Genomic DNA, 23,411 nt, shown 5'->3' with positions numbered 1-23,411 from the left:
CGGTTCGGCACCCCGGCCGCCGTACGAAATGTCGGACGAGCGGGGTCTTGAGGGACATCGAGGCCTCGGGGGAGGGGCACGGAGTGACGCTCACCATCGACCTGGGAACCGACACCGGACCCTTCCACGGCGGCGCGAGCGGCACTCTCTATGGCCTGTACGGCGACGGCGTGCCCAGCCGCAATGTCGTCGAGGGCATGTACGTCCGCACGGTTTCCACCAAGGCCCAGAACGGCATCCAGCACCCCGGCGCCGACGTGCTCGACATCCTGCCGCCCTTCGTCGACTGCGGAGGCAAGGACGTCTACGTCTACATGTCCGACATCTACCGTGGCTTCCCCTACCAGTGGCCGGGTGTCACGGGCGAGGAGCGGCTCGCCGGCTTCATGACGCTGATCGAGAAGCAGGTCCGGCAGGTGCTGGCGATGGGCGACTACAAGTCCCATGTGGTGTATGTGCCGTTCAACGAGCCCGAAGGCAACATGTTCGGCACCCAGGAATGGAGCTACAACGGGATCTCCTGGCGCACCGACCCGCGGTACTACTTCGCCGCCTGGAAGGACGCCGTCCGGCTCATCAAGCGCCTCGACCCGGACGCGCGCGTCGCGGGCCCCAACACCAGCATCCTGTACGAAGAGGTCAAGGGCTTCCTGGAGTTCGCCAAGGCCCACGGCGTGCTCCCGGACGTGATCACCTGGCACGAGCTCTCCACCCCCGCCGCGATCCGCACCAACGTCGCCAAGTACCGCCGGATGGAACGTGAGTTGGGGATCGGCCCGCTCCCCGTGAACATCAACGAGTACGCGCACAACTACCACTTGTCCGTGCCGGGACAGATCGTCCAGTGGATCTCCGCCATCGAGGAGTCGAAGATCGACGCCGACATGGCGTACTGGAACATCGACGGCAACCTCAACGACTCGGCGGTCGAGGCGAACAAGGGCAACGGTCAGTGGTGGCTGTTCAACGCCTACGGCCGGATGACCGGTCACACGGTCCGGGTGACCGCGCCCCGGCCCAACGTCCAGTACACCCTCCAGGGTGTCGCCGCGCTCGACCGGGACAAGCGGCAGGCCCGACTGCTGTTCGGCGGCGGGAGCGGCGCCGCGGACATCGTCTTCGCGCAGGTCCCGGCGGAGGTCTTCGGTGACGCGGTGCACGTGCGGCTCCACGAGATCCCGTGGACCGGACAAGTCGGCGTGTCCGCCCAGCCGTTGCGGCTCCAGGACCGCGAACTGCCCGTCGTGGACGGGAAGGTGACCTTGTCGCTGACCAACCTCCACGAGATGTCCGGCTACGAGGTCATCCTCTCGCCCGGTGGCCACGGCGCGGTGCTCACACCGCCGTCGGTGGGCTGGCGGGCGACGTACGCGGCCGAGAACGCCACGTACACGGGCGGCGGTTACTCGAGGAACGGACCCGAGGGTTCGCCCTCGGACGTCGACAAGTTCGCCTCCTCTAGCACCTACCACATCGGCGGTCTGCGCACCGGTTCGGACGGAGTCCTCGCCTTCGCCGTCGAGGTCCCCCAGGACGGGACGTACGACCTGAGCGTCTTCGCCAACTCCTGCAACCTCGACGACCTGGTCAAGGAACAGGGCCCCACCAACGTCTTTCTGCGCGTCGACGGGGCGGACCCGCAGGAGCTGCGGCTTCCGCTCGGCTACAAGTGGGCGGTGTGGGGCCACACCGACACCCAGGTGCGGCTGACCGCGGGCAGGCACACGATCACGCTCGCCGCGCAGGACCCCGACCTCGGCGTCACCAAGGGCGACGCGATCATCGACAAGCTCGATCTGGCACTGCGGGACGAGCGGGTGACGGCTCCCGCGCTGTACGAGGCCGAGTACGCGGTGCTCGGCGGCGGTGCGCACGTGAGCTGTGCGCACCGCGGGGCCTCGGGGCCGGGTGCCGCCGTGCTGCCCCACTCAGGCACCGCCACGTTCTGGGTACACGCGGCGGCCGACGGCGAGGCGACCGTGACGGTGGAGCAACTGGGCGATGGAGAGGGCATATTGACCGTCAACGGGGAGAAGGTGGGGCGGCTGGGCCGGACTCCGCTGTTCCTGGTCGGCGGCATCAACAAGCTGACGGTCACGGCCACTTCGCGCCGACTCGTCCTGGACCGACTGCTGGTGGCACCGGGAGAGGGGTGCCTGCGGACGATCGCGTACGCCGCCGAGGAAGGCACCGTGACGGGGAATGCGAAGGTGACCGGCGCCCATACTTTCGCCACTGGCGGGAAGGCGGTCGACGGCATCGGCGGGGGAGCCGCCAACGCGCTGACTCTCACCGTCACGGCCGCGCACACCGGGCGGCACGCCCTCACCATCCGCTACTCCAACGGTGAGCAGGCTCCCGCCACCCACTACAACCCGGACCCGGTCTGCCGCCACGCGGACATCTCCGTCAACTCGGAGCCGGTGCGCCGCGTCCTCTTCCCCACCACCTTCCACTTCAACGACTTCCGCGACCTCACCGTCCCGGTGACGCTGAAAGAGGGGGCCAACACCCTCACCTTCACGAACCGGAGCCAGGACCGGGACGATCACCGGCAGCGCTCCGCACACGCCCCCGTCATCGATCGGGTGGCGGTGACACCACTGGCTCGAAACCCTTCCTGAGGCCCCGCTTCCGGGTCACGATGGGCGCCATGACCGATGGACTGGTGCTGCCGCCCGGATCCGGCCGCCGGATGGGCTCGTCCGGGATGACGCTCAAGGTGGGGGCCGAACGCTCGGCCCTGTGGTCGGTGTTCGAGGCCGAGGTCCAGCCCGGGTTCGACGTGGGCGCGCATTACCACGACGAAGCCGAGGAACTGTTCTACATACTCGACGGCGAACTCGATCTGCTGGCCTTCGAGCCGCGGGTCAGGACGACCGGGGACTGGCAGACCTGGGAGGCCGGCAGCGGGCAGAAGGTCGTGCGGGGCGGCCCGGGCAGCATGATGTACGTCCCCTCGGGCTGCCCGCACGGTTTCGCCAACCCGGGTTCCACACCCGCCCGGATGCTCTTCCTCGCCGCGCCGGCCGGCCACGAGCACTACATCCAGGAGATCGCCGAGATCCTCGACGCCCCGGGACCGCCCGACGTGGCCGCGATCGCGGAGGTACGGTCACGCCACGGCATCCACCAGCTCACCCCGATGCGTCCCGGTGGGCCATTGCCCTAGCCCTCCTCGCCCGCCACATGCACTCCGAAGGCCGCCCCCTGCGGGTCCCGCAGGACGGCGATGCGCGGGCCCTCCGGCACGGAGGTCGGCTCCATGAGCATGTGACCGCCCGCCTGGACGGCGGCGTTCGCCGTGGCGTCCACGTCCTCGACGGCGAAGTACGGCAGCCAGTGCGACGGCACCTCGTGCGGAAACTTGTCGTCCATCGTCACCATGCCGCCGAAGTCGGCACCGTCGATGCCCCACTGCGGGTAATGCTCCGAGGCGGTCACGGTCCAGCCGAACACCGTCGTGTAGAACTCCTTGACCCGGTCCGGGGCGCGGGTCATCAGCTCCACCCAGCCAAGTGCGCCGGGAGCGTTGAACAGCCCCGCACCGGGGAAGGCCCGCGCCTGCCACAGCTGGAAGGCCGCGCCGCCCGGGTCGAACGCCACCGCGAAGCGGCCCACGTCGAACACGTCCATCGGGCCGAGGACCACCGTGCCGCCGGCCGCCGTCACGGCTTCCGCGGCGGCGTCCGCGTCGGCCACGGCGAACGACACGTTCCAGGCGACCGGCTGTGAGTCCTGGTACAGCGGTGTGATCGCCGCGACCGCGGCGTCACCGAGGTGCGCCACCGTGTAGCCGCCTGCCTCCTGGCGCGGATCCGTCTCCGAGCGCCAGCCGAACAGATCGGCGTAGAACCGCTTGGCCGCCTCGAGATCGCTGGTCCCGAGCTCGGTCCAGCAGGGTCCGCCGGTCACCGGCCTGTCGAGCTTCATGGCGTTCCTTCCGCAGCGAGCCCCCTCAGAACGCTAAGCCCGGGCTGCCGCACCGGCCATCCGGGCGCCGGGCTCGGCACCCGTCCTCGGAAGGCCGTGCTGGACACCGTATAGGCCCCATATAGCGACCGAACCCACGCTCGACTCACTCGAACGAATGAGGGGGCTCGGACATGGGACGGGAAGGCAGCGCGGCACGGGTGGCGGTGGTGACCGGGGGGTCGCGGGGCATCGGACGTTCCGTCGCCGTACGACTGGCGCAGGACGGTTTCGATGTCGCGATCTGCTACCGGTCGGACGAGGCGGCGGCCCAGCTCGTGCAGAAGGAGATCGAGGACGCGGGGCGCCGGGCGCTGGTCAGCCGGGTGGACGTCGCCGTCCGCCAGGAGGTTCAGGAGTTCGTCACCGCGGTGGAGGCGGAGCTCGGCACCCCCGACGCCGTGGTGACGTCCGCGGGCATCACCCGGGACCGGCCACTCGCCCTCATGGGTGACGAGGACTGGCACTCCGTCGTAGGGACCAACCTGAGCGGCACGTACAACCTGCTGCGCTCCGTCATCCGGCCGATGATCCGCGAGCGTGCGGGAGCCGTCGTCACCCTCTCCTCGGTCGCCGGGGTCGCGGGCAACGCGGGCCAGGCCAACTACTCGGCGTCCAAGGCGGGCATCATCGGCCTCACCCTGTCGCTGGCCAAGGAGGCCGGACGCTACGGGATACGGGCCAACGCCGTCGCCCCCGGATTCATCGAGACCGAGATGGTCGCGGGACTGCCCGAGGACGTCGTGAAGGGCGCGCTCACCCGTATTCCGCTGGGACGGTTCGGGCAGGCCGACGAGGTCGCCGCCCTCGCCTCGTTCCTGGTCTCCCCGCAGGCCGCGTACATGACCGGCCAGGTGCTGCGCGTCGACGGAGGCATGGCCCTGTGACCTCGGACGACCTGTGGTTCCGCCGCTATCCCGCGGCGCGGACCCCCCGGGTGCGGCTGGTGTGCTTCCCGCATGCCGGCGGCAATGCCCAGCTCTTCCACGGCTGGTCGATCCGGCTGCCGGGCGATGTCGAACTGCTCGCCGTGCGCTACCCCGGACGCCAGGAGCGGATGGCCGAGCCGTGTGTCGAGTCCATGGACGAGCTCGCCGACTCGGTCGCCGGGGCACTGGCCGGGTACCGGGACGTGCCGCTCGCGCTGTTCGGGCACAGCATGGGCGCAGCCGTGGCCTACGAGGTCGCCGCCCGCCTCGAAGAGACCGGCCCCGGGCCCGTGCACGCGTTCCTGTCCGCGCGGGGCGCCCCGAACCGCGCGCCCCGCACTGCCCTGCACCGGGCCGCCGACGACGTCCTGCTCGCCTCGGTCCGACGGCTCGGCACCCTCGGCGGCGACCCCTACGGCGTACCCGAACTGCGCGAACTGCTGCTGCCCGTGCTGCGCAGCGACTACCGCCTCATCGAGACCTACGCCCCCGAGCCCCCGCCACAGCTGCGGGCCCCGGTCACCGCGTACATCGGTCTCGCCGATCCCGGCTGCCACGTCGAACACGTCACGGCCTGGGCCGAGTTGACCACCGGCGGCTTCGACCTGCGGTCGTTCCCCGGCGACCACTTCTACCTGGCCCCGCGGGAGGCCGAGCTGACCGCGGACATCGCCGCGCGGCTCGACCCGTCCCGTTTCGGGGCCGCCGCATTCGCCCACCCGACCGTCACGACTGCGAGGACAGCTCCATGACCAACACCGAGACCTGGGCGCCGCTGGAGATCGAGGCCGCGGACGGTGGCGGCGCCGACGAACTGCTCGCCCGGATCGACACCCTCGACCCCGGCCTGGACGACCTCCTCGTCCGCGAGAAGGGCCTGGTCTTCCGCGGGTTCGGCATCACGCCCGAGGCGCTCGACAAGGCGCTCGACCGGCTGCTGCCGCACCGACTGGCGTACGTCCACGGCAACTCGCCGCGCACCAAGGTCGGCGGCAATGTGTACACGTCCACGGAGTACCCGCAGGAGTACACCATCTCGATGCACAACGAGATGAGCTACGCCCACGCCTGGCCGACCCGGCTCGCCTTCTACTGCGAGGTGACGCCCGGCGGTGGCGGCGCGACCCCGGTCACCGACGCCGCCCGCTGGCTGGCCGCGCTCGACGACGAGGTGCGCGAGGCCTTCGCGGGCGGGGTGCGCTACGTGCAGAACCTGCATGACGGGTACGGCCTCGGCAAGAGCTGGCAGGACACCTTCGAGACCAAGGAGCGCGCCGACGTCGAGGAGTTCCTGACCGGCACCGGCGCCGAGTGGACCTGGCGCCGCGACGGCAGCCTGCGTGTCGAGTCGGTGCGCCCGTCCACCACCCGGCACCCGGTCACGGGCGTCGAGGTCTGGTTCAACCAGGCCGACCAGTGGCACCCCGCCGGGCTCGGTGACGACACCGCCGCCGAACTCGCCGCGATCCTCCCTGAGGACGAGCTGCCGCAGATGGTGAAGTTCGCCGACGGAAGCCCCATCCCCGCCGAGTACGTCACCCAGATCCGCGACCGGGGCCTGTCCGTCGCCGTCGACGTCGACTGGCGCCGCGGCGATCTGCTGCTCATCGACAACGTGCTGCTGGCCCACGGGCGACGGCCGTTCACCGGTGACCGCCGGGTCCTCGTCGCGATGTCCGACTGAGCCGGGGGTTCCACGATGACGACCACTGAAGAAGAGGTGCTGCCCGGCTGGGCCGGCACCGGCACGGCACCCGCGCTGCACCGCGCCGCCGCCGAGGGCGCGTCCGTCCTCGACGACGTCGCCGAACACCGTGACGAGCTGCGCCAGTTGCTCATCCAGCGGGGCGCCGTCCTGCTGCGCGGCTACGCCATCGGCGGAGTCGACGGTTTCGACGCCGTGGTGCGCGCCTTCTCCGGCACGCCGCCGCTGGCGTACGCGGAACGCTCCTCGCCCCGCAGCACCATCAAGGGGCAGGTCTACACCTCGACCGACTACCCGCAGGGCGAGGAGATCTTCCTGCACAACGAGAACTCCTACCAGGCCGTGTGGCCCGGCGTCCTGTACTTCTACTGCGCCGAGCCGCCCACCACCGAGGGCGCCACCCCGCTCGCCGACACCCGGCGCGTGCTGGCCGCCCTCGACCCGGACGTGCGCGAGGAGTTCGAGCGGCGCGGCTGGCAGGTCGTGCGCAACTTCCACACCGGCTTCGGCGTGCCCTGGCAGGAGGCGTTCAACACCACGGACCAGGACGCCGTGATCGCGTACTGCAAGGAGCGGGACATCGTCGCCGAGTGGCGGCCCGACGGCGGACTGCGCACCACCGCGAACCGCGCGGCCGTGCACCGCCACCCCGTGACCGGCGAACGCGTCTGGTTCAACCACGCCACCTTCTTCCACGTCACCACCGTGGCCGAGGAGGTCGGCGCCGGACTGCGGGCGATCTTCCCCGACGAGGACCTGCCCACCAACACCTACTACGGCGACGGCGGAGCCATCCCGGACGAGGTGACGGACCATCTGCGCGCCGTCTACCGGGCGGGCTCCGTCCGCTTCGACTGGCAGCGCGACGACGTGCTGATCGTCGACAACATGCTCACCGCGCACGCGCGCGAGCCGTTCACCGGGCCCCGGCGGATCGCCGTGGCCATGGCCGAGCCGTCCGACGCCGCGTCGGACGGGGGAAGTTGAGGACGTCATGTCACAACCCGAGGCTGAGAAGGCCCCGTTGGAGACCTATCTGACCCCGCCGACCCATGGGTCCCGGATCACCGGCATCGCCGCCTACCGGCCCACCCGGCTGCTGTCCAACGAGGAGCTGTCGCCGCTCACGACGGTCTCCCCCGAGTGGATCGAGCAGCGGACCGGGATCAAGACCCGGCATCACGCGAGCGAGGCCGAGGACCTGGTCACCATGTCGGTCGCCGCGGGCGAGAAGGCCCTCGTCATGGCCGACATCGACCCCGCGGAGGTCGACCTGACCGTCGTCGCCACCGCGACCCGCAAGCGCCGTATGCCGGGCATCGCCCCGGAGGTGGCCAGCCGTATCGGACTGCCCAACTCGGGCGCGTACGACCTGAACGCCGTGTGCGCGGGCTTCACCTACTCGATGGCGATGGCCTCCAATGCCGTGCGGCTCGGCGAGGCGCGCCACGTCCTCGTGGTCGGCGCGGAACGCACCAGTGACTGGATCGACCCGAACGACCCCGACACCTTCGTCATCTTCGGCGACGGCGCCGGCGCCGCGGTCGTCTCGCGCTCCGAGCACACCGGCATCGGCCCCGCGGTGTGGGGCAGCGACGGCGCCCGGCACAGCGTCCTCGGCCTCACCGAGCGGCCCGACGGGCGTGAGTACGTCGCCATGAACGGTCCGCTCGTCTACAAGTGGTCCACCGCGACCATGCCGGACGTCGCCCACCGCGCCTGCGCGGCGGCCGGGATCACCATGGGGGACATCGACTGGTTCGTGCCGCACCAGGCCAACAACCGCATCATCAAGACGCTCACCCGGGAGCTGGAGCTGCCGCCCGAGCGCGTCGTGAACGACGTCGTCGACACCGGCAACACCTCCGCCGCCTCGGTGCCGCTCGCGCTCAGCCGCCTCTACGACAGCGGCCGCTCCACCCCGGGCGACCACGTGCTGCTGCTCGGCTTCGGCGCCGGGCTCACCTACGCGGGTCAAGTCGTCCGCATGCCCTGACCGGGCCCCACTCCCATCCACACGCCCTTTACCCGAGAGACGGAACCTCACATGACCACGCACGAGTTGACCACCGCCGCCCTGACCGCCGAGGTCATCGCCCTCGTCCAGCGCACCGCCCCCGACCTGGAGGGCGACATCGACGCCGACTCCAGCTTCGAGGAGCTCGGCATGGACTCGCTCACGCGGGTCGACCTGCTGGCGGCCGTCGAGAAGAACTACAGCCTCTCGGTGCCCGACGAGACGGTCGCCGACCTGCTGCGCGTGCGGGACGTCGTCGCCTTCCTCGCCACGGCGAAAGCGGAGGTCTGACGGTGGAACTTCACCACGGGGGGCGGACGGTGGAAACCGTCCTCGACACACCGCTCCCGCTGTCGGTGGGCCAGGAAGGGCTGTGGCTGCTGCAGCGCCTGGCCCCCGACAGCGCGACGTACAACCTCGCCGGCGGGGCCCGGATGACGCCCGCGCCGGACCCGGAGATCCTCGGCCGCGCCGTACGCGCCCTGACGAACCGCCACCCGATGCTGCGCTCCCGTTACACGGAGACCGACGGACAGCCCTGCCGCATCGTCCAAGAGGTCGGCGCACTCGGCGAGTTGAGGGTCCAAGACGTGCCGGACGCCACGGACGAGGAGCTCGACGAGCTCGTGAAGGCCGAGGTGCGACGGCCCTTCCGACTGGACACCGAGGGCCCCTTCCGCGCCGTACTGCTGCGCCGCCGCGACGACGCCGTGGCACTCGTCGTCACCCACCACATCGCCACTGACGCCTTCTCGCAGTGGCTGCTGTGGCGCGACCTGCTCCAGGCGTACGAGGCCTTCGCGACCGGCGAGGAGCAGCCCGGCTGGGAACCGCTCCCCGTCGCCTACGACGACTTCGTGGAGCGGGAGCAGGTGCTCCTCGATTCCTCGCGCGGCAAGCGGCAGGCGGAGTTCTGGCAGGAGGAGGCCGCCGGTGCGCAGGCCGCCGAACTGCCCACCGACCGGCCCCGCCCCGCCGTCTCCTCGCAGGCCGGCGCGAGCCTGCTGCGCCGGCTGCCCGACCGGCTCTCGGTCAAGGTGCTGCGCACCGCCGCCCGGCGCGGGGTCTCCCCGTTCGCCCTCACGCTCGGTGCCTTCCAGGCGCTGCTGCACCGCTGGGGCGGCCAGAGCGATTTCCTGCTCGCCTGCCCGGCGTCCACACGGCGCTCGTCCGCCGCCGAGGTCGTGGGCTACTTCGTGAACCCGGTGCTCATCCGCGGCCGGTTCGACCGGGAGACCACCCTCGCGGACGCGATGGACCGGGCGGCAGACCGGGTCCGGCAGGCGACCGCGCGTGTTTCCTACCCGTACCCGCTGGTCGCCCGCGACGCGGCCACGGCCGGCCCGCTGTACCGGATCTCGGTGACGATGGTCGCCACCGACCGGTTCGGGCCCGGCATGGGCGGCGCCGCCTCGGGCGAGCCGATGACCGTGGCGGGCATCGAGACGACGTATCTGGAGATCCCGCATCTGGAAGGCCAGTGCGACCTCTCCCTGGAGATCACCCGCGACGTGTACGGGCTGACGGTGGCCCTGCGCTACGACACGGACATGTTCGAACGGGCCACCGCGGAGCGGCTGTTCGACCTCTTCGTCCGCTTCGTCGAGGCGGCCGCGGACGATCCCGACCAGCGCGTCTCCCGGATCCCGCTGACCGACGACGCGGAACGCCGGGCGCTCCTCGCCCTCGGCAGCGGCGGACCCGGCGGCACTCCGTGACCGACCACCTCGTGATGGACCACGAACCCGGCAGGAGCCTGCGGTCATGACGCCACGACCGGTGCTCGACGGCATCCTCGACGCCATCGGCGACACACATCTGGTGGAGCTGGGCGGTCTGCTGCCCCGCTTCCCCTCCCGGGTCCTCGCCAAGCTCGAAGGGTTCAACCCGGGCGGCAGCGTCAAGGACCGGTCCGCGCTGTCCATGCTCCTGGGCCGGATCCGGGGCGGCGAGCTGATCCCGGGCCGGTCCACGGTCGTGGAGTCCAGCTCGGGCAACCTGGCCATCGGGATCGCGCAGATCTGCCGCTACTACGGGATCGACTTCATCTGTGTGGTCGATCCCAAGACCACCCGGCAGAACCTGGCGATCCTGCGGGCGTACGAGGTCACCGTCGACATGGTCACCGAACCCGACCCGGACACCGGCGCCTATCTGCCGGCCCGGCTCGCCCGGGTACGGGAGTTGGTGGCCGCCCTGCCCGGCGCGTACTGGCCCAACCAGTACGCGAATCCGCTCAACCCGAGGGCGCACACCCGGACCATGCGGGAGATCGCCGAGGCGCTGGACGACCAGGTGGACTACCTGTTCTGCGCCACCGGCACCGGCGGAACCATGACCGGCTGTGCCGAGTACATCCGCGAGCGGGGCCTGTCCACGACGCTGGTCGGCGTCGACGCGCTCGGCAGCGTGCTGTTCGGCGGTCCGCCGGGGCCGCGGCTGCTGCCCGGGCACGGCGCGGCCGTCCGCCCGGCACTCTTCGACCCCACGCTCGCCGACGAGGTGGTGCTGGTCTCGGACCTCGACTGCGTGGTCGGCTGCCGGACCCTGACGCAGCGCGAGGCGATCCTCGCGGGCGGCTCGTCGGGCGCCGTCACCACCGCACTGCGCAAATTCGCGGACCGCATACCGGCGGGCAGCACCTGCGTGCTGATCTTCCCGGACCGCGGCGACCGCTATCTCGACACGATCTACGACGACGAATGGGTGCGCCGCCAGTTCGGCGAGGTGAGCCACCTGTGGAAGGAACCGGAGCACACCATGGCGGTGGGAACATGCTGATCATCGGCCACCAGACGGTCGCGGGGCTCCTCGAAGGGCGCGAGAAGGAGGTCGTCGACCTCGTCGCCGACGCCTACCGGCGCCACGACGAGGGCCGCACCAGCCTGCCGCACTCCGTCTTCCTGCGCTTTCCCGACCGGCCCCGGGACCGCATCATCGGCCTGCCCGGATACCTCGGCGGCAGCGCGGAAGGCGGCGAGGACGACATCGCCGGGATGAAGTGGATCGCTTCCTTCCCCGGCAACATCGCCTCCGGAGTGCAGCGCGCCAGCGCCGCGATCCTGCTCAACAACCTGCGCAACGGGCAGCCCGAGGCGCTCATCGAGGGCTCCCTCATCTCGGCGCAGCGCACCGCCGCCTCGGCCGCCGTCGGCGCCCGCATGCTGCTCGGCGGCCGCAGGCCTTCCGGGGTCACGCTCATCGGCTGCGGCGTCATCAACCGCGAGGTGCTGCGCTTCCTCGCCGTCGAACACCCCGGCCTCGACCGGCTCACCGTGTACGACACGGACCCCGAGCGGGCCAGGCGGTTCACGCAGGACAACGCGCGGCTGCTGCCGTCGGCCACCGTGCGCCACTGCGCCACGCTCGACGAGGCGCTGGCCGCACACGACCTGGTGTCCATCGCCACCACCGCCGCGACCCCGCACACCGGGCTCGACGCCTGCCCGCCCGGCACGGTCGTGCTGCACGTCTCGCTGCGCGATCTGACGGTCCGTGCTGTGCTCGGCGCTCACAATGTCGTCGACGACCCCGACCACGTGTGCCGCGAGAACACCTCGGTGCACCTCGCCGAACTCGCCACCGGCGGACGGGAGTTCATCGACGCGAGCATCGGCGCGCTGCTGCGCGGCACCGCGACGCTCGACCCGCGCCCCGGCAGGCCGCTCGTGTACTCGCCCTTCGGGCTCGGCGTCCTCGACCTCGCACTCGCCCGCTTCGTACGGGACCGGGCCCGCGCCGGCGGCCTGGGCGCCGACATCGCGGACTTCCTGCCGGCGTCCGCCGCGTAGCAGCCCGCCGTCGCCGCGCAGACCCGCCCTTGCCGCGCGGGGCCGCCGCACCGCCGTACGTGATGACCTTCCCTGGAGAAGAGATGACAGTCCCGCTGCACGAACTCATCGCCCACCAGGCCGTGTCGACTCCGCTCGCCGTCGCGGTCGACGGCGCCCAGGGGCCGCTGAGCTACGAAGCGCTCGACCGGCGCGCCAACCGGATCGCGCACCTCCTCGCGGCCCGCGGCGTCGGCGCGGAGGACCGGGTCGTCGTCTGCCTGCCGCGCGGCCACGACCTGGTCGCGGCGCTGCTCGGCGTCTGGAAGGCGGGCGCGGCCTATGTGCCGCTGGACGCCGGACATCCGCAGGAGCGTACGGCCTGGGTGGTCGCCGACAGCGGCGCGGGCACGGTGGTGACGACCGCCGCCGACGCCGACGCGTTCGAGGAGCTGCTGCCCGGCGGCGTCGTGGTCCTCGACCAGGAGGCCGACACCCTCGCCGGACTCCCCGATACGGCACCGCGCGTGGAGGTCTCCGCAGACCACGCCGCCTACCTCACCTACACCTCGGGCTCCACCGGGCGTCCCAAGGGCGTGCTCGTGCAGCACGGAGGCATCGCGGGCCGCGTCGCCTGGTCGCTCGGCAACCAAGGGCTGACGGCCGCGGACCGGGTGCTCCAGAAGACGGTGCTCACCTTCGACGCCGCCGCCTGGGAGCTGTTCACGCCGCTCGCCGCGGGCGCCACGGTCGTCATGGCACCGACGGGTGCCGAGGCCGACCCCGCCCTGCTGGTCGCAACGGTCGCAGGCTCGGGCGTCACCGTCCTCCAGGGCGTGCCGTCCGTGCTGCGCCTGCTGGTCGCCGAGTCCCGCTGGGCGGACTGCGCGGAGCTGCGTCTGGTGTGCTCGGCGGGCGAGCCGCTGGACGGCGAACTCTGCCGTCGCCTCGCCGAACCGGGCGGCGCCCGGGTCTGGAACACCTACGGCCCCACCGAGTGCTCCATCGACGTCACCGCCCAGCTCTTCGACCCCGAGCTGCACACCGAGGCGGTCCCCATCGGACGGCCCATGGACCACATGCGCGTCTACGTCCTCGACACCGAGTTCGACCCGGTGCCGATCGGCGTCGTGGGGGAGCTGTACGCGGCGGGCGAGGGCACGGCGCGCGGCTACGCGGGCCGTCCCGGACAGACAGCCGAGCGCTTCCTGCCGGACCCGCACGGCACCGCGGGCAGCCGTATGTACCGCACCGGCGACCTGGTGCGGTGGCGTTCCGACGGCTCCCTGGACTTCCTCGGCCGCGCCGACCACCAGGTCAAGGTCAACGGGGTGCGCATCGAACCGGCGGAGGTGGAGGCCGCGTTGAACGCCCACCCCGATGTACGGGGTGCCGTCGTCGACGCCCGCGTCGTCGGGGAGGGCAAGCGGCTCGTCGCGTATCTGACGACGGGCCGCCGCATCCCCCGGGACGAGCTGCGCACCTTCCTGCGCGGCCGGCTGCCCGAGCCGATGATCCCCTCGCTCTTCGTGCCGCTGGACGCCTTTCCGCTGACCAGCAGCGGCAAGGTGGACCGCGGCGCGCTGCCCGACCCGGTCCTCGAGCAGACACACAGCGCCGAGTACATCGCACCGCGCACCCCCGCCGAGCGGCTCGTCGCCCAGGTGTGGGAGCAGCTCCTGCAGGTCGAACAGGTCGGCGCGCACGACGACTTCTTCGCGCTCGGCGGCTCCTCCCTCGTCCTCACCCGGCTCGCCGACGCCCTGCGCAAGGCGTCCGGTGACGACATCCAACTGCGCGGCCTGTTCGGCGCGTTCACGGTCGAGGCGCAGGCCAAGCTCCTGGAGGACGCCCGTCCCGCCCTACCGGGCGTGACGCCGGTCGGCCGCGACGAGCCGCTGCCGCTCTCCTTCGGCCAGCACCGGCTGTGGTTCCTTGACCGCATGCACCCGGGCAGCCCCGAGTGGGTGGCCCCGTTCTTCCTGCGACTGCCCGTCGGCACCACGCGCGACGTCGTGCAGTCCGCCCTCGACGCGCTGGAGGCCCGGCACGAGTCGCTGCGCACCCGGTACGTCGTCGAGGGCGAGGAACCCCGCCAGGTGGTCGTCGCGCCGGGCACCGTCGAGCTCCGTGTCGAGGACGCCTCCGAGGCGCACCTGGAGCGGCTGTTCGGCGAGCAGTTCGCCCGTGGCTTCGACCTCACGGACGGCCCGCTGTGGCGAGCGTTCCTGGTCCGCGTCCCGAAGGGCGGACCCGTCCTGCTGGTGACGGCCCATCACATCGCCACCGACGGCTGGTCGACCGTCGTCCTCGACCGCGAGCTGCGCGAACTGTGCGCCGCGGCGACCGAGGGCCGTACCCCCGAACTCGACCAACTTCCGGTGCAGTACGCCGACTTCGCGTCCTGGCAGGCGGCCCACGCCTCCGACATCTCGTCGTCGCGCGAACTGGACCACTGGAAGCAGGCCCTCGCAGGCCTGCCGGAACTCAGGCTCCCCACCGACCGCCCCCGGCCCGCGCAGCGCGACGCGCACGGCTCCGGCGTCAGGTTCTCCGTGCCCGCGTCACTCGCCGACGCCCTCACCGGCATCGGACGCCGGCACGGCGCTACCCCGTACGTGACCCTGCTCGCCGCCTTCGGCGCGCTGCTCGGGCGTTACAGCGGCCAGGACGACTTCGGCATCGGCAGCCCGGTGACGGGCCGGACCCGCCCGGAGACTCAGGGCACGGTCGGCTTCTTCCTCAACTCCCTGGTGATGCGCTGCGATCTGACCGGCGATCCCACCTTCGCCGAGCTGCTTCAGCGGGTCCGGGCCACGGCCATGGCCGGCTTCGCCCACCAGGAACTGCCCTTCGAACGCCTGGTGGACGAGCTACAGCCCAACCGTGACCTCTCGCGCACCCCGCTCTACCAGGTCGCCTTCGACCTCCAGGACGAGGGCGAGACCTCGGTGGCCGCAGACGACGTCCTCATGGACGCCTTCCAGGGCGCCTGGCGCGTCGCCAAGACCGACCTCACCCTCTTCGTCTGGCGGCAGTCCGACGGCTCCCTGATCGGCGCCTTCGAATACGCCACGGCCCTCTTCGACCATGACACCGTCGAGCGTCTGGCCCACCACTTCGTCCAACTCCTCGAAGCGGTCGCCGCCGACGCGGATGCCTCCCTCTCTGCCGTCGACATCACCTCCGTCAAGGAACGCCGCCTGCTCAAGGCGTGGAACGACACGGTGACGCCGGTGCGTGAGGTGTCGGTGCCGGAGCTGATCGCTGAGCGGGCGGTCGAGTCGCCCGATGCGGTGGCGATCGAGGCGGAGGGCGTCCGGCTGACGTTCGGTGAACTGGTGGCGCGTTCCGATCGCCTTGCGGGCGTGCTGCGTTCGCGGGGTGTGGCTGCCGAGTCCTCGGTGGCGGTCTTGCTGGACCGTTCGGTGGATCTGGTGGTGGCGTTGCTGGCGGTATGGCGGGCGGGTGCCGGGTATGTGCCGCTCGACCCGGTGCTGCCGCGTGAGCGGGTGGAGGGAATGCTGGCGGACGCCGGGGTGTCGGTGGCGGTGACCTCGGCGGCGTATGCCGACCGCTTCGCGGTCGATGTCGTACGTGCCGATGAGGATCACCCCGAGGCGGGGCCGCCGGCGCCGGTGGACCTGGACTCACTGGCGTACACGATCTTCACTTCGGGTTCGACGGGTCGGCCGAAGGGTGTGCAGGTCACGCACCGCGGTCTCGCCAACCATGTCGATTGGGCTGTCAAGGAGTTGGCCTCCTGCGGATCGGGCGGCGCGCCGGTGTTCTCGTCTGTCGCCTTCGACCTGGTGGTGCCGAATGTGTGGGCGCCGCTGGCGGCCGGGCAGCGGGTGTGGCTCTTCGACGGTGAGCTGACGGAGCTGGGGAAGGCGCTGTCGGAGGCAGGCCCGTTCTCATTCCTGAAGCTGACACCAGGTCACTTGGACGTCATCGGAAGTCAGTTGGGCGACGAGCAGATTCGCGGGCTCACGACACGGATCGTGGTCGCGGGCGAGGCGCTGCCTGGCGCTCTGGTGGAGCGCTGGCGTCAACTCCTCGGCGACGGGCGGATATTCAACGAGTACGGCCCGACCGAGGCGACCGTCGGCACCTGTGTCTTCCCGGTCGAGACGTCGTACGACGGTGTGGTACCCATCGGCCGCCCCCTGCCCAACGTCCACATGCGGGTCCTGGACGCCGAGCTGCGTCCGGTCCCGGTGGGCGTCGTGGGGGAGTTGTACGTCGGTGGCGTCGGCGTCGCGCGCGGCTACACCGGTCACGCGGCGCGCTCGGCGGAGCGGTTCGTGCCCGATCCGCACGGCGAGCCAGGCGCCCGGATCTATCGGACCGGTGATCTGGCGCGCTGGCGCGCCGACGGCGCCGTGGAGTTCCTGGGCCGCATCGACGACCAGGTGAAGGTGCGCGGCTATCGCATCGAACCCGGTGAGATCCGGGCCGCGTTGACCGCCCACCCGAAGGTCTCCGACGCGGCCGTGATCGTGACCGACGACCAGCGACTTGTCGCCTTCGTCGTCGGTGGCGTCGACGACCTTCGCGACGCTCTGGGGCCCGTGCTGCCCGAGTACATGATCCCGTCCACGTTCATCGAGCTGGACAGCATCCCGCTGACGGCGAACGGCAAGCTGGACCGGCGCGCCCTGCCGGATCCGGAGGCCGGCGCCGCGGACACGTACATCGCGCCACGCAGCGAGATCGAGGAGAGCATCGCGGCCATCTGGGGTCAGGTCCTGGGCCTGGACAAGGTCGGCGTCGAGGACAACTTCTTCGATCTCGGCGGACACTCCATCCTCGCCGTACGGCTGATCTCGCGACTGCAGACGGAGTACGACCTCGATCTGCCGGTGCGGGTCGCCTTCGAACGCCCCACCGTGGCGCAGCTCGCCGTGGAGATCGAGGACCGGGTGCGAGCCGAGATCGACGCGCTCCTGACCGACGCCCGCTGAGCCCACTGCACCATCACCAGGCCCACAAGAAGGGAACCCATCGCCATGGGATCCGCGCGACACCTCATCTCCATCACCGACCTGACCGACGGCGAGCTGCGCGGCATCGTGGCGAGAGGCGTCGAATTCGCCTCGGGAGCGCGGGCGAAGACACTGGACGGCGCCGTCGTCGGGGTCTACTTCCGGCGTACGTCGACCCGGACCCGTACCGCGTTCACGGCCGGCGCGCTGCGCCTGGGCGCGCAGACAGTGACGTTCGGGCCCGGTGATCTGCAGACCAACACCGGTGAGACCAGCGAGGACACCGGGCGGGTGCTCGCCGGGATGCTGGACCTGCTGGTGGCCCGGACCGCCGACGCCACCGCGGAGCTGCGGACCTGGGCGGCCGCCGGGCACATGTCGGTGGTCAACGCGATGAGCGCCGAGGAGCATCCGACCCAGGCGCTCACCGATCTGACCACACTGCAAGGGCACTTCGGGCGGGTGGACGGCCTGCGGCTGCTGTACGTCGGCGAGGGCAACAACAGCGCCGCCGCTCTCGCGCTGGCCCTCACCCGGTTCCCCGGCACCGAGCTGGAGCTGCGCACGCCGCCCGGCTACGGGGTCGCGCCCGAGGTTCTCGCCCGGGCGGCGGAGCAGGCGGTCCGCAGTGGGGCGAAGGTGGTCGAGCGGCACGACATGACCGCGCTGCCCGCCGACCTCGACGCCGTCTACACCACGCGATGGCAGACCACCGGCACCAGCAAGCCGACCGAGGACTGGCGCGAGGTCTTCGCGCCGTTCCAGGTCACCCGGGCGCTGTGGGAGGCCAGCCCGAAGGCCGTCTTCCTGCACGACCTGCCCGCCCACCGCGGCGAGGAGGTCACCGCCGAGATCCTCGACGGGCCGGCGAGCATCGCCTTCACGCAGGCCACGCACAAGCTGCACAGCGCGATGGCGGTCCTGGAGTGGTGCTGGGCGGACGGACGATGACCAGTACGGAACTTGAGGCGCGGGACGACGGCGAGGAGAAGCTGCCACCGCTGCGCAGCAACGGGCGCTTCCGGCTGCTGTGGGGCGGTTCCGCGCTGTCGGTCATGGCGGAACGCTCCTCCACCATGGCCTTCACCCTGCTGGTGCTCTGGCACACCGGGTCGAAGAGCGCCGCGGGCCTGGTCGGCTTCGCCGCGCTGCTGCCCATGCTGGTCATGCAGTTGCCCGCCGGTGTGCTGGTGGACCGCTGGGACAGACGGCGGGTGATGCTCGTGTGCGTGGCGGGCCGGGCACTGGCCATCGGGTCGGTCGCCGTCTCGCTCGCCGGGGACGAGGTGCGCGTCTGGCACATTGCGATCGTCGCCTTCGTCCAGGGCAGCCTCACCGTCTTCTACCAGCTGTCCGAACGGGCCGCCGTGCGCGGGGTCGTACCGCCCCAGCAGGTGTCCACCGCGATGGCGCAGAACGAGGCGCGCTCCCGGGCCGTGAACTTCGTCGGGCACCCGGCGAGCGGTGTGCTGTTCGGCCTGTCGGCCTGGGTGCCGTTCCTGTCCAGCACCGGGCTGTACTTGATGTCCCTGCTGACACTCGCCCGGCTGCGGATCCCCCACAACAAGCGTTCCGGCAAGACCAAGAGCGCCCGGGGAATGCGGGAGGAGATCTCCAGCGGACTGCGCTGGGTGTGGCAACGCGCCTACTTCCGCTCGGCGTTGCTCATCATCGCGGGCAGCAACCTGGTCTTCCAGGGGCTCATCCTCACCGTCGCCGTGCTGGTCAGGGAGCAGGGCAGACCCGCGAGCACGGTCGGCCTGATCATGGCGGCCGGCAGTGTCGGAGGACTTCTGGGAGCCTTCACCGGCGGGTGGTTGAGCAGGCGGCTGCCGATGCGGCGCGTGATGATGTACGCGCATGTCGCCTGGGCTCTGATCATGCCCGGAACTGTATTTCTCTTGCATCCTGTGACACTTGGGATTCTCTTCTTCATAACGTCGCATATAGGAGCCGCTGTTACGGTCTCCGGTATGTCCCATCAGGTGCGCATCACGCCGGACGCCATGCAGGGGAGGGTCGGCAGCGTCGTCATGCTCCTTGTCTCCGGGGCGAGTTCGCTCGGCGCGCTCGGCACTGGCTACCTCCTCGAAGGTGTCGGTACGCGCGGGACACTGGCCATCGCATCCGGAGTGATGGCCCTGCTCGCCGTGGTGGCGACCGTCGTGTTCACCCGCCCCGGGGCGGAGCTCGAAGACCGGAGCGCCCAGGACGAGGCGTCCGGACCTCAGCGGGAGCTGACGGCCGGTCCCCCCACCACCATGACGCTACGGAGAATCGATGGATGACGCAGTGCGGCTGGAGTCGCTCACCAAGACCTATGGCTCGGGCAGTGGCGCGGTCAGCGCGCTGCGCGAGGTCGACCTGTCCTTCCCCCGCGGCAGCTTCACGGCCGTGATGGGACCCTCGGGATCCGGCAAGTCCACGCTGCTGCAGTGTGCCGCCGGACTCGACCGGCCCACGTCCGGGCGGGTGTTCATCGACGGCACCGACATAGGCGGCCTGAACGAGACCCAACTGACCGAGTTTCGCAGGGAGTCCACCGGATTCGTCTTCCAGGCGTTCAACCTGCTGCCCTCCCTGACCGCCGCACAGAACGTCGGGCTGCCGCTGCGGCTGGCCGGCCGCAAGCCCGGTCGGCAGACCGTGCTGCGGGCGCTCGCCCAGGTCGGCCTCGAGGACCAGGCCGGCAAGCGGCCGAGCCAGCTCTCCGGCGGTCAGCAGCAGCGGGTGGCGGTGGCCCGCGCGCTCGTCACGCGTCCCGCCGTACTCTTCGCCGACGAGCCCACCGGCGCGCTCGACATCACCACCGGCCGCGAACTGCTCGAAGTGCTGCGGAAGTTGGTGGGCAGCCCGGTGACAGGCGGCCAGGGCGCCGACGATCCCGAGCTCGACGAGCCCACCACCATCGTGATGGTCACGCACGACCCGAACGTCGCCGCGTACGCGGACCGCGTGGTGTTCCTCGCCGACGGCGCGCTGGTCGGCGAGCTGACCACGCCGACAGCCGAGGCGGTCGCCGCTCGCATGACCGATCTGGCGGTGTCGTAGTGCTCGGCATCGCCTTGCAGACCCTCCGGGCGCGCTGGGTGTCGTTCCTCGGCACCATCGTGGCGCTCGTGCTCGGAGTCGCGCAGGTCGCCGCGATGGGCGTCCTGCTGATGACGATGCTCGATCTGCCCGACCGCCCGCCCGAGCGGTTCGCCCAGGCCTCGGCCGTGGTGCTGCCGACCGACCCCGACTGGGACCCCGCCCACCACGACCTCGGCGTCCGCTCGCTGCCCGAGGCCGAGGGTGTGTCGCAGGACCTGCTGAACCGGGTCTCGGCCACCGGAGAGACCGTCGTCGACCGGGCCTTCTACGCCCAGCTCCACGACGGCCCGAAGAACCAGGTCGGCCACCCCTGGGCGGTCGCGCGCTTCGGTGGCTACAAGCTGACGAGCGGTCAACAGCCCTCCGGGGACCGGGAGATCGTCGTCCCCTCCGACCAGGCGCACACCGGCGAGAAGGTCACCGTGATGACCGCCGCCGGAGTCGCCACGTACACGGTGTCCGGCACGGTCGCCCCGGTCGACTGGGAGAACGCGGTGTTCTTCGGCGACGCCGAGGCCGCCCGTATCTCCCCGCGCATCCAGGCCCTGGTGGCGCTCGGCCCGATCGACCAGGTGCGCGGCGCCGTCGGCAAGGGCGCCGAGGTCCTCACCGGCGACGACCGGCACAAGGCCGACGCCAGCGAGGCCGAGGACCGGGAGACCCTCGACAACACCATCACGCTGGTCCCGGTGATGGCGTCCGTCGCGGGCACCACCTCCGTCTTCGTCGTGGCGTCCACCTTCGCCTTCGCCGTCATCCAGCGACGCCGCGAGGTCGCCCTGCTGCGCACCGTCGGCGCCACTCCCAAGCAGGTCCGCCGCATGGTCCGCGGCGAGGCCCTGCTCGTGGGCACCCTGGCCTCAGCGCTCGGTACGGCTCTCGGCCTGTACGGGGCGCAGTTGCTCACCGACATGCTCATCGACCTCGACATCTCGCCGCCCTGGTTCCGCGTCACGCCCTCACTGCACTGGACGGTGACCGCCCCGCTGGCCGGCGCGTTCCTCGTCGGTGTGCTGGTGGCGCTGTGCGGAGCGGCCGCCGCCGCGCACCGCGCCGGACGGGTACGGCCCGTCGAGGCACTGCGCGAGGCCGCGGTCGACGACTCCGGTATGACGCCGGGCCGCCTGCTGATCGGCGCCCTCGGCGTCGGCGGCGGCGTGGGACTCGCCGCGTGGATCGCGGTCGGCAAACCGGCCACGATCCTCTCGCCCAACACCTACGTCACCGAACTGCTGGTCCCGGTGCTGGCCGCCGCCGTCATCGCCCCTCTCGCCATCGGCCCGCTGGCCCGCCTGCTGATGTGGCCCTTCCGCAACTCCGCCGGGCCCACCGCGATGCTCGTCCGCGAGAGCGTGCTCACCTCACGCAGGCGCACCGCCGCCACCGCGGCACCCATCCTGCTCACCGTGGGCCTCGCCCTGTCCCTGCTCGCCGCCACCGACTCGCTCGGCGCGGCCCGCGACCACGGACTGCGCAACCAGGTCGCCTCCGAGTACGCGCTCGCCCCCGACGGCACCCCGGGCATCAGCCCCGAAGTCGTCGACCGGGTCCAGAAGATCGACGGCGTGCAGATCGCGGCGCCCCTCCTCACCACCGTCTACACCCGTGACGAGGACCGCTACGACGAGAACGACGGCATGGTCGTGGACACCTCCGCGCTCAAGCGGACCATGGACCTCAGCATCACCCAGGGCTCCCTCGACAAACTCGACGACAACAGCATCGCCGCCCCCGACCTGTGGGGCTGGGACGCCGGCACCACGCAGAAGATCCTGCTCGGCGACGGCGAGGAAGCCACACTGAAGGTCGCGGCGGTCTACAAGGCCATGCGCGGCGAGGACGTCGCGTACCTTCCGGAACGCTTCGCCCCGTCCGCCGCCTACGCCCGCGACGGCCTCGCCCGCCGCGCCTACATCACCCTCGATCCCGGTACGGACAAAGCAGCCGCCACCGCGGCCATCGCGAAGGCCGTCCAGGGCACGGGGGCGCGCTTCCTGACCCGCGACGAGCTGGTCGCCTCGGAGAGCGCGTACGCCCGTCACCTGATCGAAGTGCGGCAGCGCTCCACCGCCGTGATCGTCGTGCTGTTCTGCTTCATCGCGATCCTCAACACCCTGCTCATGGCGACCTCCGACCGGCGCCGCGACCTGGCCGTGCTCCGTCTGGCGGGGGCCACCCCCAAGCAGGTCGTACGGTTCTTCGTCGCCGAATCGCTGCTGGTGGCCGGCATCGGCATCGTCCTCGCCCTGCTCGCGTCCGCGGTGAACATCGCGGCCCTGTGGGCGGCACTGCTCCAGCTCTTCGGTACGACCCCGATCGTGGCGCCCTGGCTCGTGGTCGTCGGCATCGCCGCCGTCTCCACGGTGCTCGCCGTCATCGGCACGGTGCTCCCGGTATCGGCGGCGCTGCGCTCCCGGATCGTCCAACTGGTCGGCGCCCGCGAATGACATCGTCCAACTGGTCGGGTGCCCGCGCGTAAACGCGAACGCCCTGCCGAAAGACCGCGCGCGGCCTGGTCCCTCCCCCCGTGGGGACCGGGTCGCGCGCTTCTTTGTGCCCCTACACGCCTTGGACGCGTCCGACAGTTCGCGTAGAGGCCCGGTATAGGCCCCCACCGGAAGCTGACGGCGGATCCGGGTTCGTATCCCGGTCCGCTGTCCGAACAGACCTCCGAGAGGGAGAGCCGACATGGCTGACGAGCAGACCGACGACCGCGTGTACCGGGTGGTGCTCAACGACGAGGAGCAGTACTCCCTCTGGGCCGCGGACCGGGACCTGCCCGCGGGCTGGCACGCGGAAGGCACCGAGGGGACCCGGCAGGAGTGCCTGGACCGCATCGAGGAGGTCTGGACGGACCTGCGCCCGGCGAGCCTGCGCCGCCGTATGGAGCAGGCCACCGCGTAACAAGCGCACGCGCACGCACACAGCACTACGGCC

General features: G+C 71.3%; 18 protein-coding genes. 17 read left to right on the top strand and 1 reads right to left on the bottom strand.

The genetic code is table 11. The features are described from left to right. Positions 1-47 precede the first annotated feature (47 nt). Both AB5J53_RS06690 and AB5J53_RS06685 read left to right on the top strand, forming a co-directional pair. The gene (locus AB5J53_RS06690; RefSeq protein WP_369244690.1) at positions 48-2,624 is read left to right on the top strand and encodes a cellulosome protein; all 2,577 of its coding nucleotides are present in this window, start codon (positions 48-50) and stop codon (positions 2,622-2,624) included. A 20-nt stretch (positions 2,625-2,644) separates the two neighbouring features. Then, positions 2,645-3,172, top strand: coding sequence for a cupin domain-containing protein (locus AB5J53_RS06685; RefSeq protein ID WP_369244689.1), 528 nt, complete (start codon positions 2,645-2,647; stop codon positions 3,170-3,172). Here AB5J53_RS06685 and AB5J53_RS06680 read toward each other — a convergent pair. After that, positions 3,169-3,933, bottom strand: a complete 765-nt coding sequence (locus AB5J53_RS06680) for a VOC family protein (protein ID WP_369244688.1) — start codon at positions 3,931-3,933, stop codon at positions 3,169-3,171. The genes AB5J53_RS06685 and AB5J53_RS06680 overlap by 4 nt on opposite strands. Positions 3,934-4,106: 173 nt before the next feature. On the opposite strand from AB5J53_RS06680, the gene fabG reads away from it, so the two are divergent. The 15 genes from fabG to AB5J53_RS06605 all read left to right on the top strand — a co-directional run bounded on the left by fabG (position 4,107) and on the right by AB5J53_RS06605 (position 23,378). Then, positions 4,107-4,859 carry a 3-oxoacyl-[acyl-carrier-protein] reductase gene (gene fabG, locus AB5J53_RS06675; RefSeq protein WP_369244687.1) on the top strand — a complete coding sequence of 251 codons (753 nt, stop codon included), beginning with the start codon at positions 4,107-4,109 and terminating at the stop codon, positions 4,857-4,859. Continuing rightward, entirely contained in the window at positions 4,856-5,653 is a 798-nt protein-coding gene (locus tag AB5J53_RS06670; RefSeq protein WP_369244686.1) for a thioesterase II family protein, read from the top strand. The genes fabG and AB5J53_RS06670 overlap by 4 nt, the downstream gene beginning before the upstream one ends. Next, positions 5,650-6,585: a TauD/TfdA family dioxygenase gene (locus AB5J53_RS06665; RefSeq protein ID WP_369244685.1), complete on the top strand. Its 936-nt coding sequence runs from the start codon at positions 5,650-5,652 to the stop codon at positions 6,583-6,585. Before AB5J53_RS06670 ends, AB5J53_RS06665 begins: the two co-directional genes overlap by 4 nt. A gap of 15 nt (positions 6,586-6,600) precedes the next feature. After that, positions 6,601-7,593, top strand: a complete 993-nt coding sequence (locus tag AB5J53_RS06660; RefSeq protein ID WP_369244684.1) for a TauD/TfdA family dioxygenase — start codon at positions 6,601-6,603, stop codon at positions 7,591-7,593. A gap of 7 nt (positions 7,594-7,600) precedes the next feature. After that, positions 7,601-8,602 (top strand): beta-ketoacyl-ACP synthase III, encoded by a 1,002-nt coding sequence (locus AB5J53_RS06655; protein ID WP_369244683.1) that lies wholly within the window; start codon positions 7,601-7,603, stop codon positions 8,600-8,602. 51 nt (positions 8,603-8,653) lie between these two features. Next, positions 8,654-8,914, top strand: coding sequence for an acyl carrier protein (locus AB5J53_RS06650; RefSeq protein WP_369244682.1), 261 nt, complete (start codon positions 8,654-8,656; stop codon positions 8,912-8,914). A 2-nt stretch (positions 8,915-8,916) separates the two neighbouring features. Continuing rightward, on the top strand, positions 8,917-10,341 hold the full coding sequence (locus tag AB5J53_RS06645; protein WP_369244681.1) for a condensation domain-containing protein: 1,425 nt from the start codon (positions 8,917-8,919) through the stop codon (positions 10,339-10,341). A 46-nt stretch (positions 10,342-10,387) separates the two neighbouring features. Next, positions 10,388-11,404, top strand: coding sequence for a 2,3-diaminopropionate biosynthesis protein SbnA (gene sbnA / locus AB5J53_RS06640; RefSeq protein ID WP_369244680.1), 1,017 nt, complete (start codon positions 10,388-10,390; stop codon positions 11,402-11,404). Continuing rightward, complete coding sequence (sbnB, locus tag AB5J53_RS06635; protein ID WP_369244679.1) at positions 11,398-12,414, top strand: 2,3-diaminopropionate biosynthesis protein SbnB; 1,017 nt, start codon at positions 11,398-11,400, stop codon at positions 12,412-12,414. The genes sbnA and sbnB overlap by 7 nt, the downstream gene beginning before the upstream one ends. An 83-nt stretch (positions 12,415-12,497) precedes the next feature. Then, a complete protein-coding gene (locus AB5J53_RS06630; protein ID WP_369244678.1) occupies positions 12,498-17,360 on the top strand; it encodes an amino acid adenylation domain-containing protein in 4,863 nt (1,620 codons plus the stop codon). 45 nt (positions 17,361-17,405) lie between these two features. Then, positions 17,406-18,332: an ornithine carbamoyltransferase gene (locus tag AB5J53_RS06625; RefSeq protein ID WP_369244677.1), complete on the top strand. Its 927-nt coding sequence runs from the start codon at positions 17,406-17,408 to the stop codon at positions 18,330-18,332. Beyond that, the gene (locus AB5J53_RS06620) at positions 18,329-19,669 is read left to right on the top strand and encodes an MFS transporter (RefSeq protein ID WP_369244676.1); all 1,341 of its coding nucleotides are present in this window, start codon (positions 18,329-18,331) and stop codon (positions 19,667-19,669) included. Before AB5J53_RS06625 ends, AB5J53_RS06620 begins: the two co-directional genes overlap by 4 nt. Further along, the gene (locus AB5J53_RS06615) at positions 19,662-20,432 is read left to right on the top strand and encodes an ABC transporter ATP-binding protein (RefSeq protein ID WP_369244675.1); all 771 of its coding nucleotides are present in this window, start codon (positions 19,662-19,664) and stop codon (positions 20,430-20,432) included. Before AB5J53_RS06620 ends, AB5J53_RS06615 begins: the two co-directional genes overlap by 8 nt. Further along, positions 20,432-22,921, top strand: coding sequence for an FtsX-like permease family protein (locus tag AB5J53_RS06610; RefSeq protein ID WP_369244674.1), 2,490 nt, complete (start codon positions 20,432-20,434; stop codon positions 22,919-22,921). Before AB5J53_RS06615 ends, AB5J53_RS06610 begins: the two co-directional genes overlap by 1 nt. A 241-nt stretch (positions 22,922-23,162) precedes the next feature. Next, positions 23,163-23,378: an MbtH family protein gene (locus AB5J53_RS06605; RefSeq protein ID WP_369244673.1), complete on the top strand. Its 216-nt coding sequence runs from the start codon at positions 23,163-23,165 to the stop codon at positions 23,376-23,378. Positions 23,379-23,411: the final 33 nt, after the last annotated feature.

It is taken from the genome of Streptomyces sp. R41, assembly GCF_041053055.1.
Lineage (GTDB): Bacteria > Actinomycetota > Actinomycetes > Streptomycetales > Streptomycetaceae > Streptomyces.
The sequence above is the reverse complement of the archived record's forward strand: the minus strand, read 5'-3'. Positions and strand labels throughout refer to the sequence as shown.

Coding starts and splice junctions, on each gene's coding strand:
- AB5J53_RS06630 (WP_369244678.1), top strand. CDS start 12,498: ATGACAGTCCCGCTGCACGAACTCATCGCCCACCAGGCCGTGTCGACT.
- AB5J53_RS06685 (WP_369244689.1), top strand. CDS start 2,645: ATGGGCGCCATGACCGATGGACTGGTGCTGCCGCCCGGATCCGGCCGC.
- AB5J53_RS06680 (WP_369244688.1), bottom strand. CDS start 3,933: ATGAAGCTCGACAGGCCGGTGACCGGCGGACCCTGCTGGACCGAGCTC.
- AB5J53_RS06605 (WP_369244673.1), top strand. CDS start 23,163: ATGGCTGACGAGCAGACCGACGACCGCGTGTACCGGGTGGTGCTCAAC.
- AB5J53_RS06615 (WP_369244675.1), top strand. CDS start 19,662: ATGGATGACGCAGTGCGGCTGGAGTCGCTCACCAAGACCTATGGCTCG.
- AB5J53_RS06625 (WP_369244677.1), top strand. CDS start 17,406: ATGGGATCCGCGCGACACCTCATCTCCATCACCGACCTGACCGACGGC.
- AB5J53_RS06660 (WP_369244684.1), top strand. CDS start 6,601: ATGACGACCACTGAAGAAGAGGTGCTGCCCGGCTGGGCCGGCACCGGC.
- sbnB (WP_369244679.1), top strand. CDS start 11,398: ATGCTGATCATCGGCCACCAGACGGTCGCGGGGCTCCTCGAAGGGCGC.
- AB5J53_RS06665 (WP_369244685.1), top strand. CDS start 5,650: ATGACCAACACCGAGACCTGGGCGCCGCTGGAGATCGAGGCCGCGGAC.
- fabG (WP_369244687.1), top strand. CDS start 4,107: ATGGGACGGGAAGGCAGCGCGGCACGGGTGGCGGTGGTGACCGGGGGG.
- sbnA (WP_369244680.1), top strand. CDS start 10,388: ATGACGCCACGACCGGTGCTCGACGGCATCCTCGACGCCATCGGCGAC.
- AB5J53_RS06655 (WP_369244683.1), top strand. CDS start 7,601: ATGTCACAACCCGAGGCTGAGAAGGCCCCGTTGGAGACCTATCTGACC.
- AB5J53_RS06650 (WP_369244682.1), top strand. CDS start 8,654: ATGACCACGCACGAGTTGACCACCGCCGCCCTGACCGCCGAGGTCATC.
- AB5J53_RS06620 (WP_369244676.1), top strand. CDS start 18,329: ATGACCAGTACGGAACTTGAGGCGCGGGACGACGGCGAGGAGAAGCTG.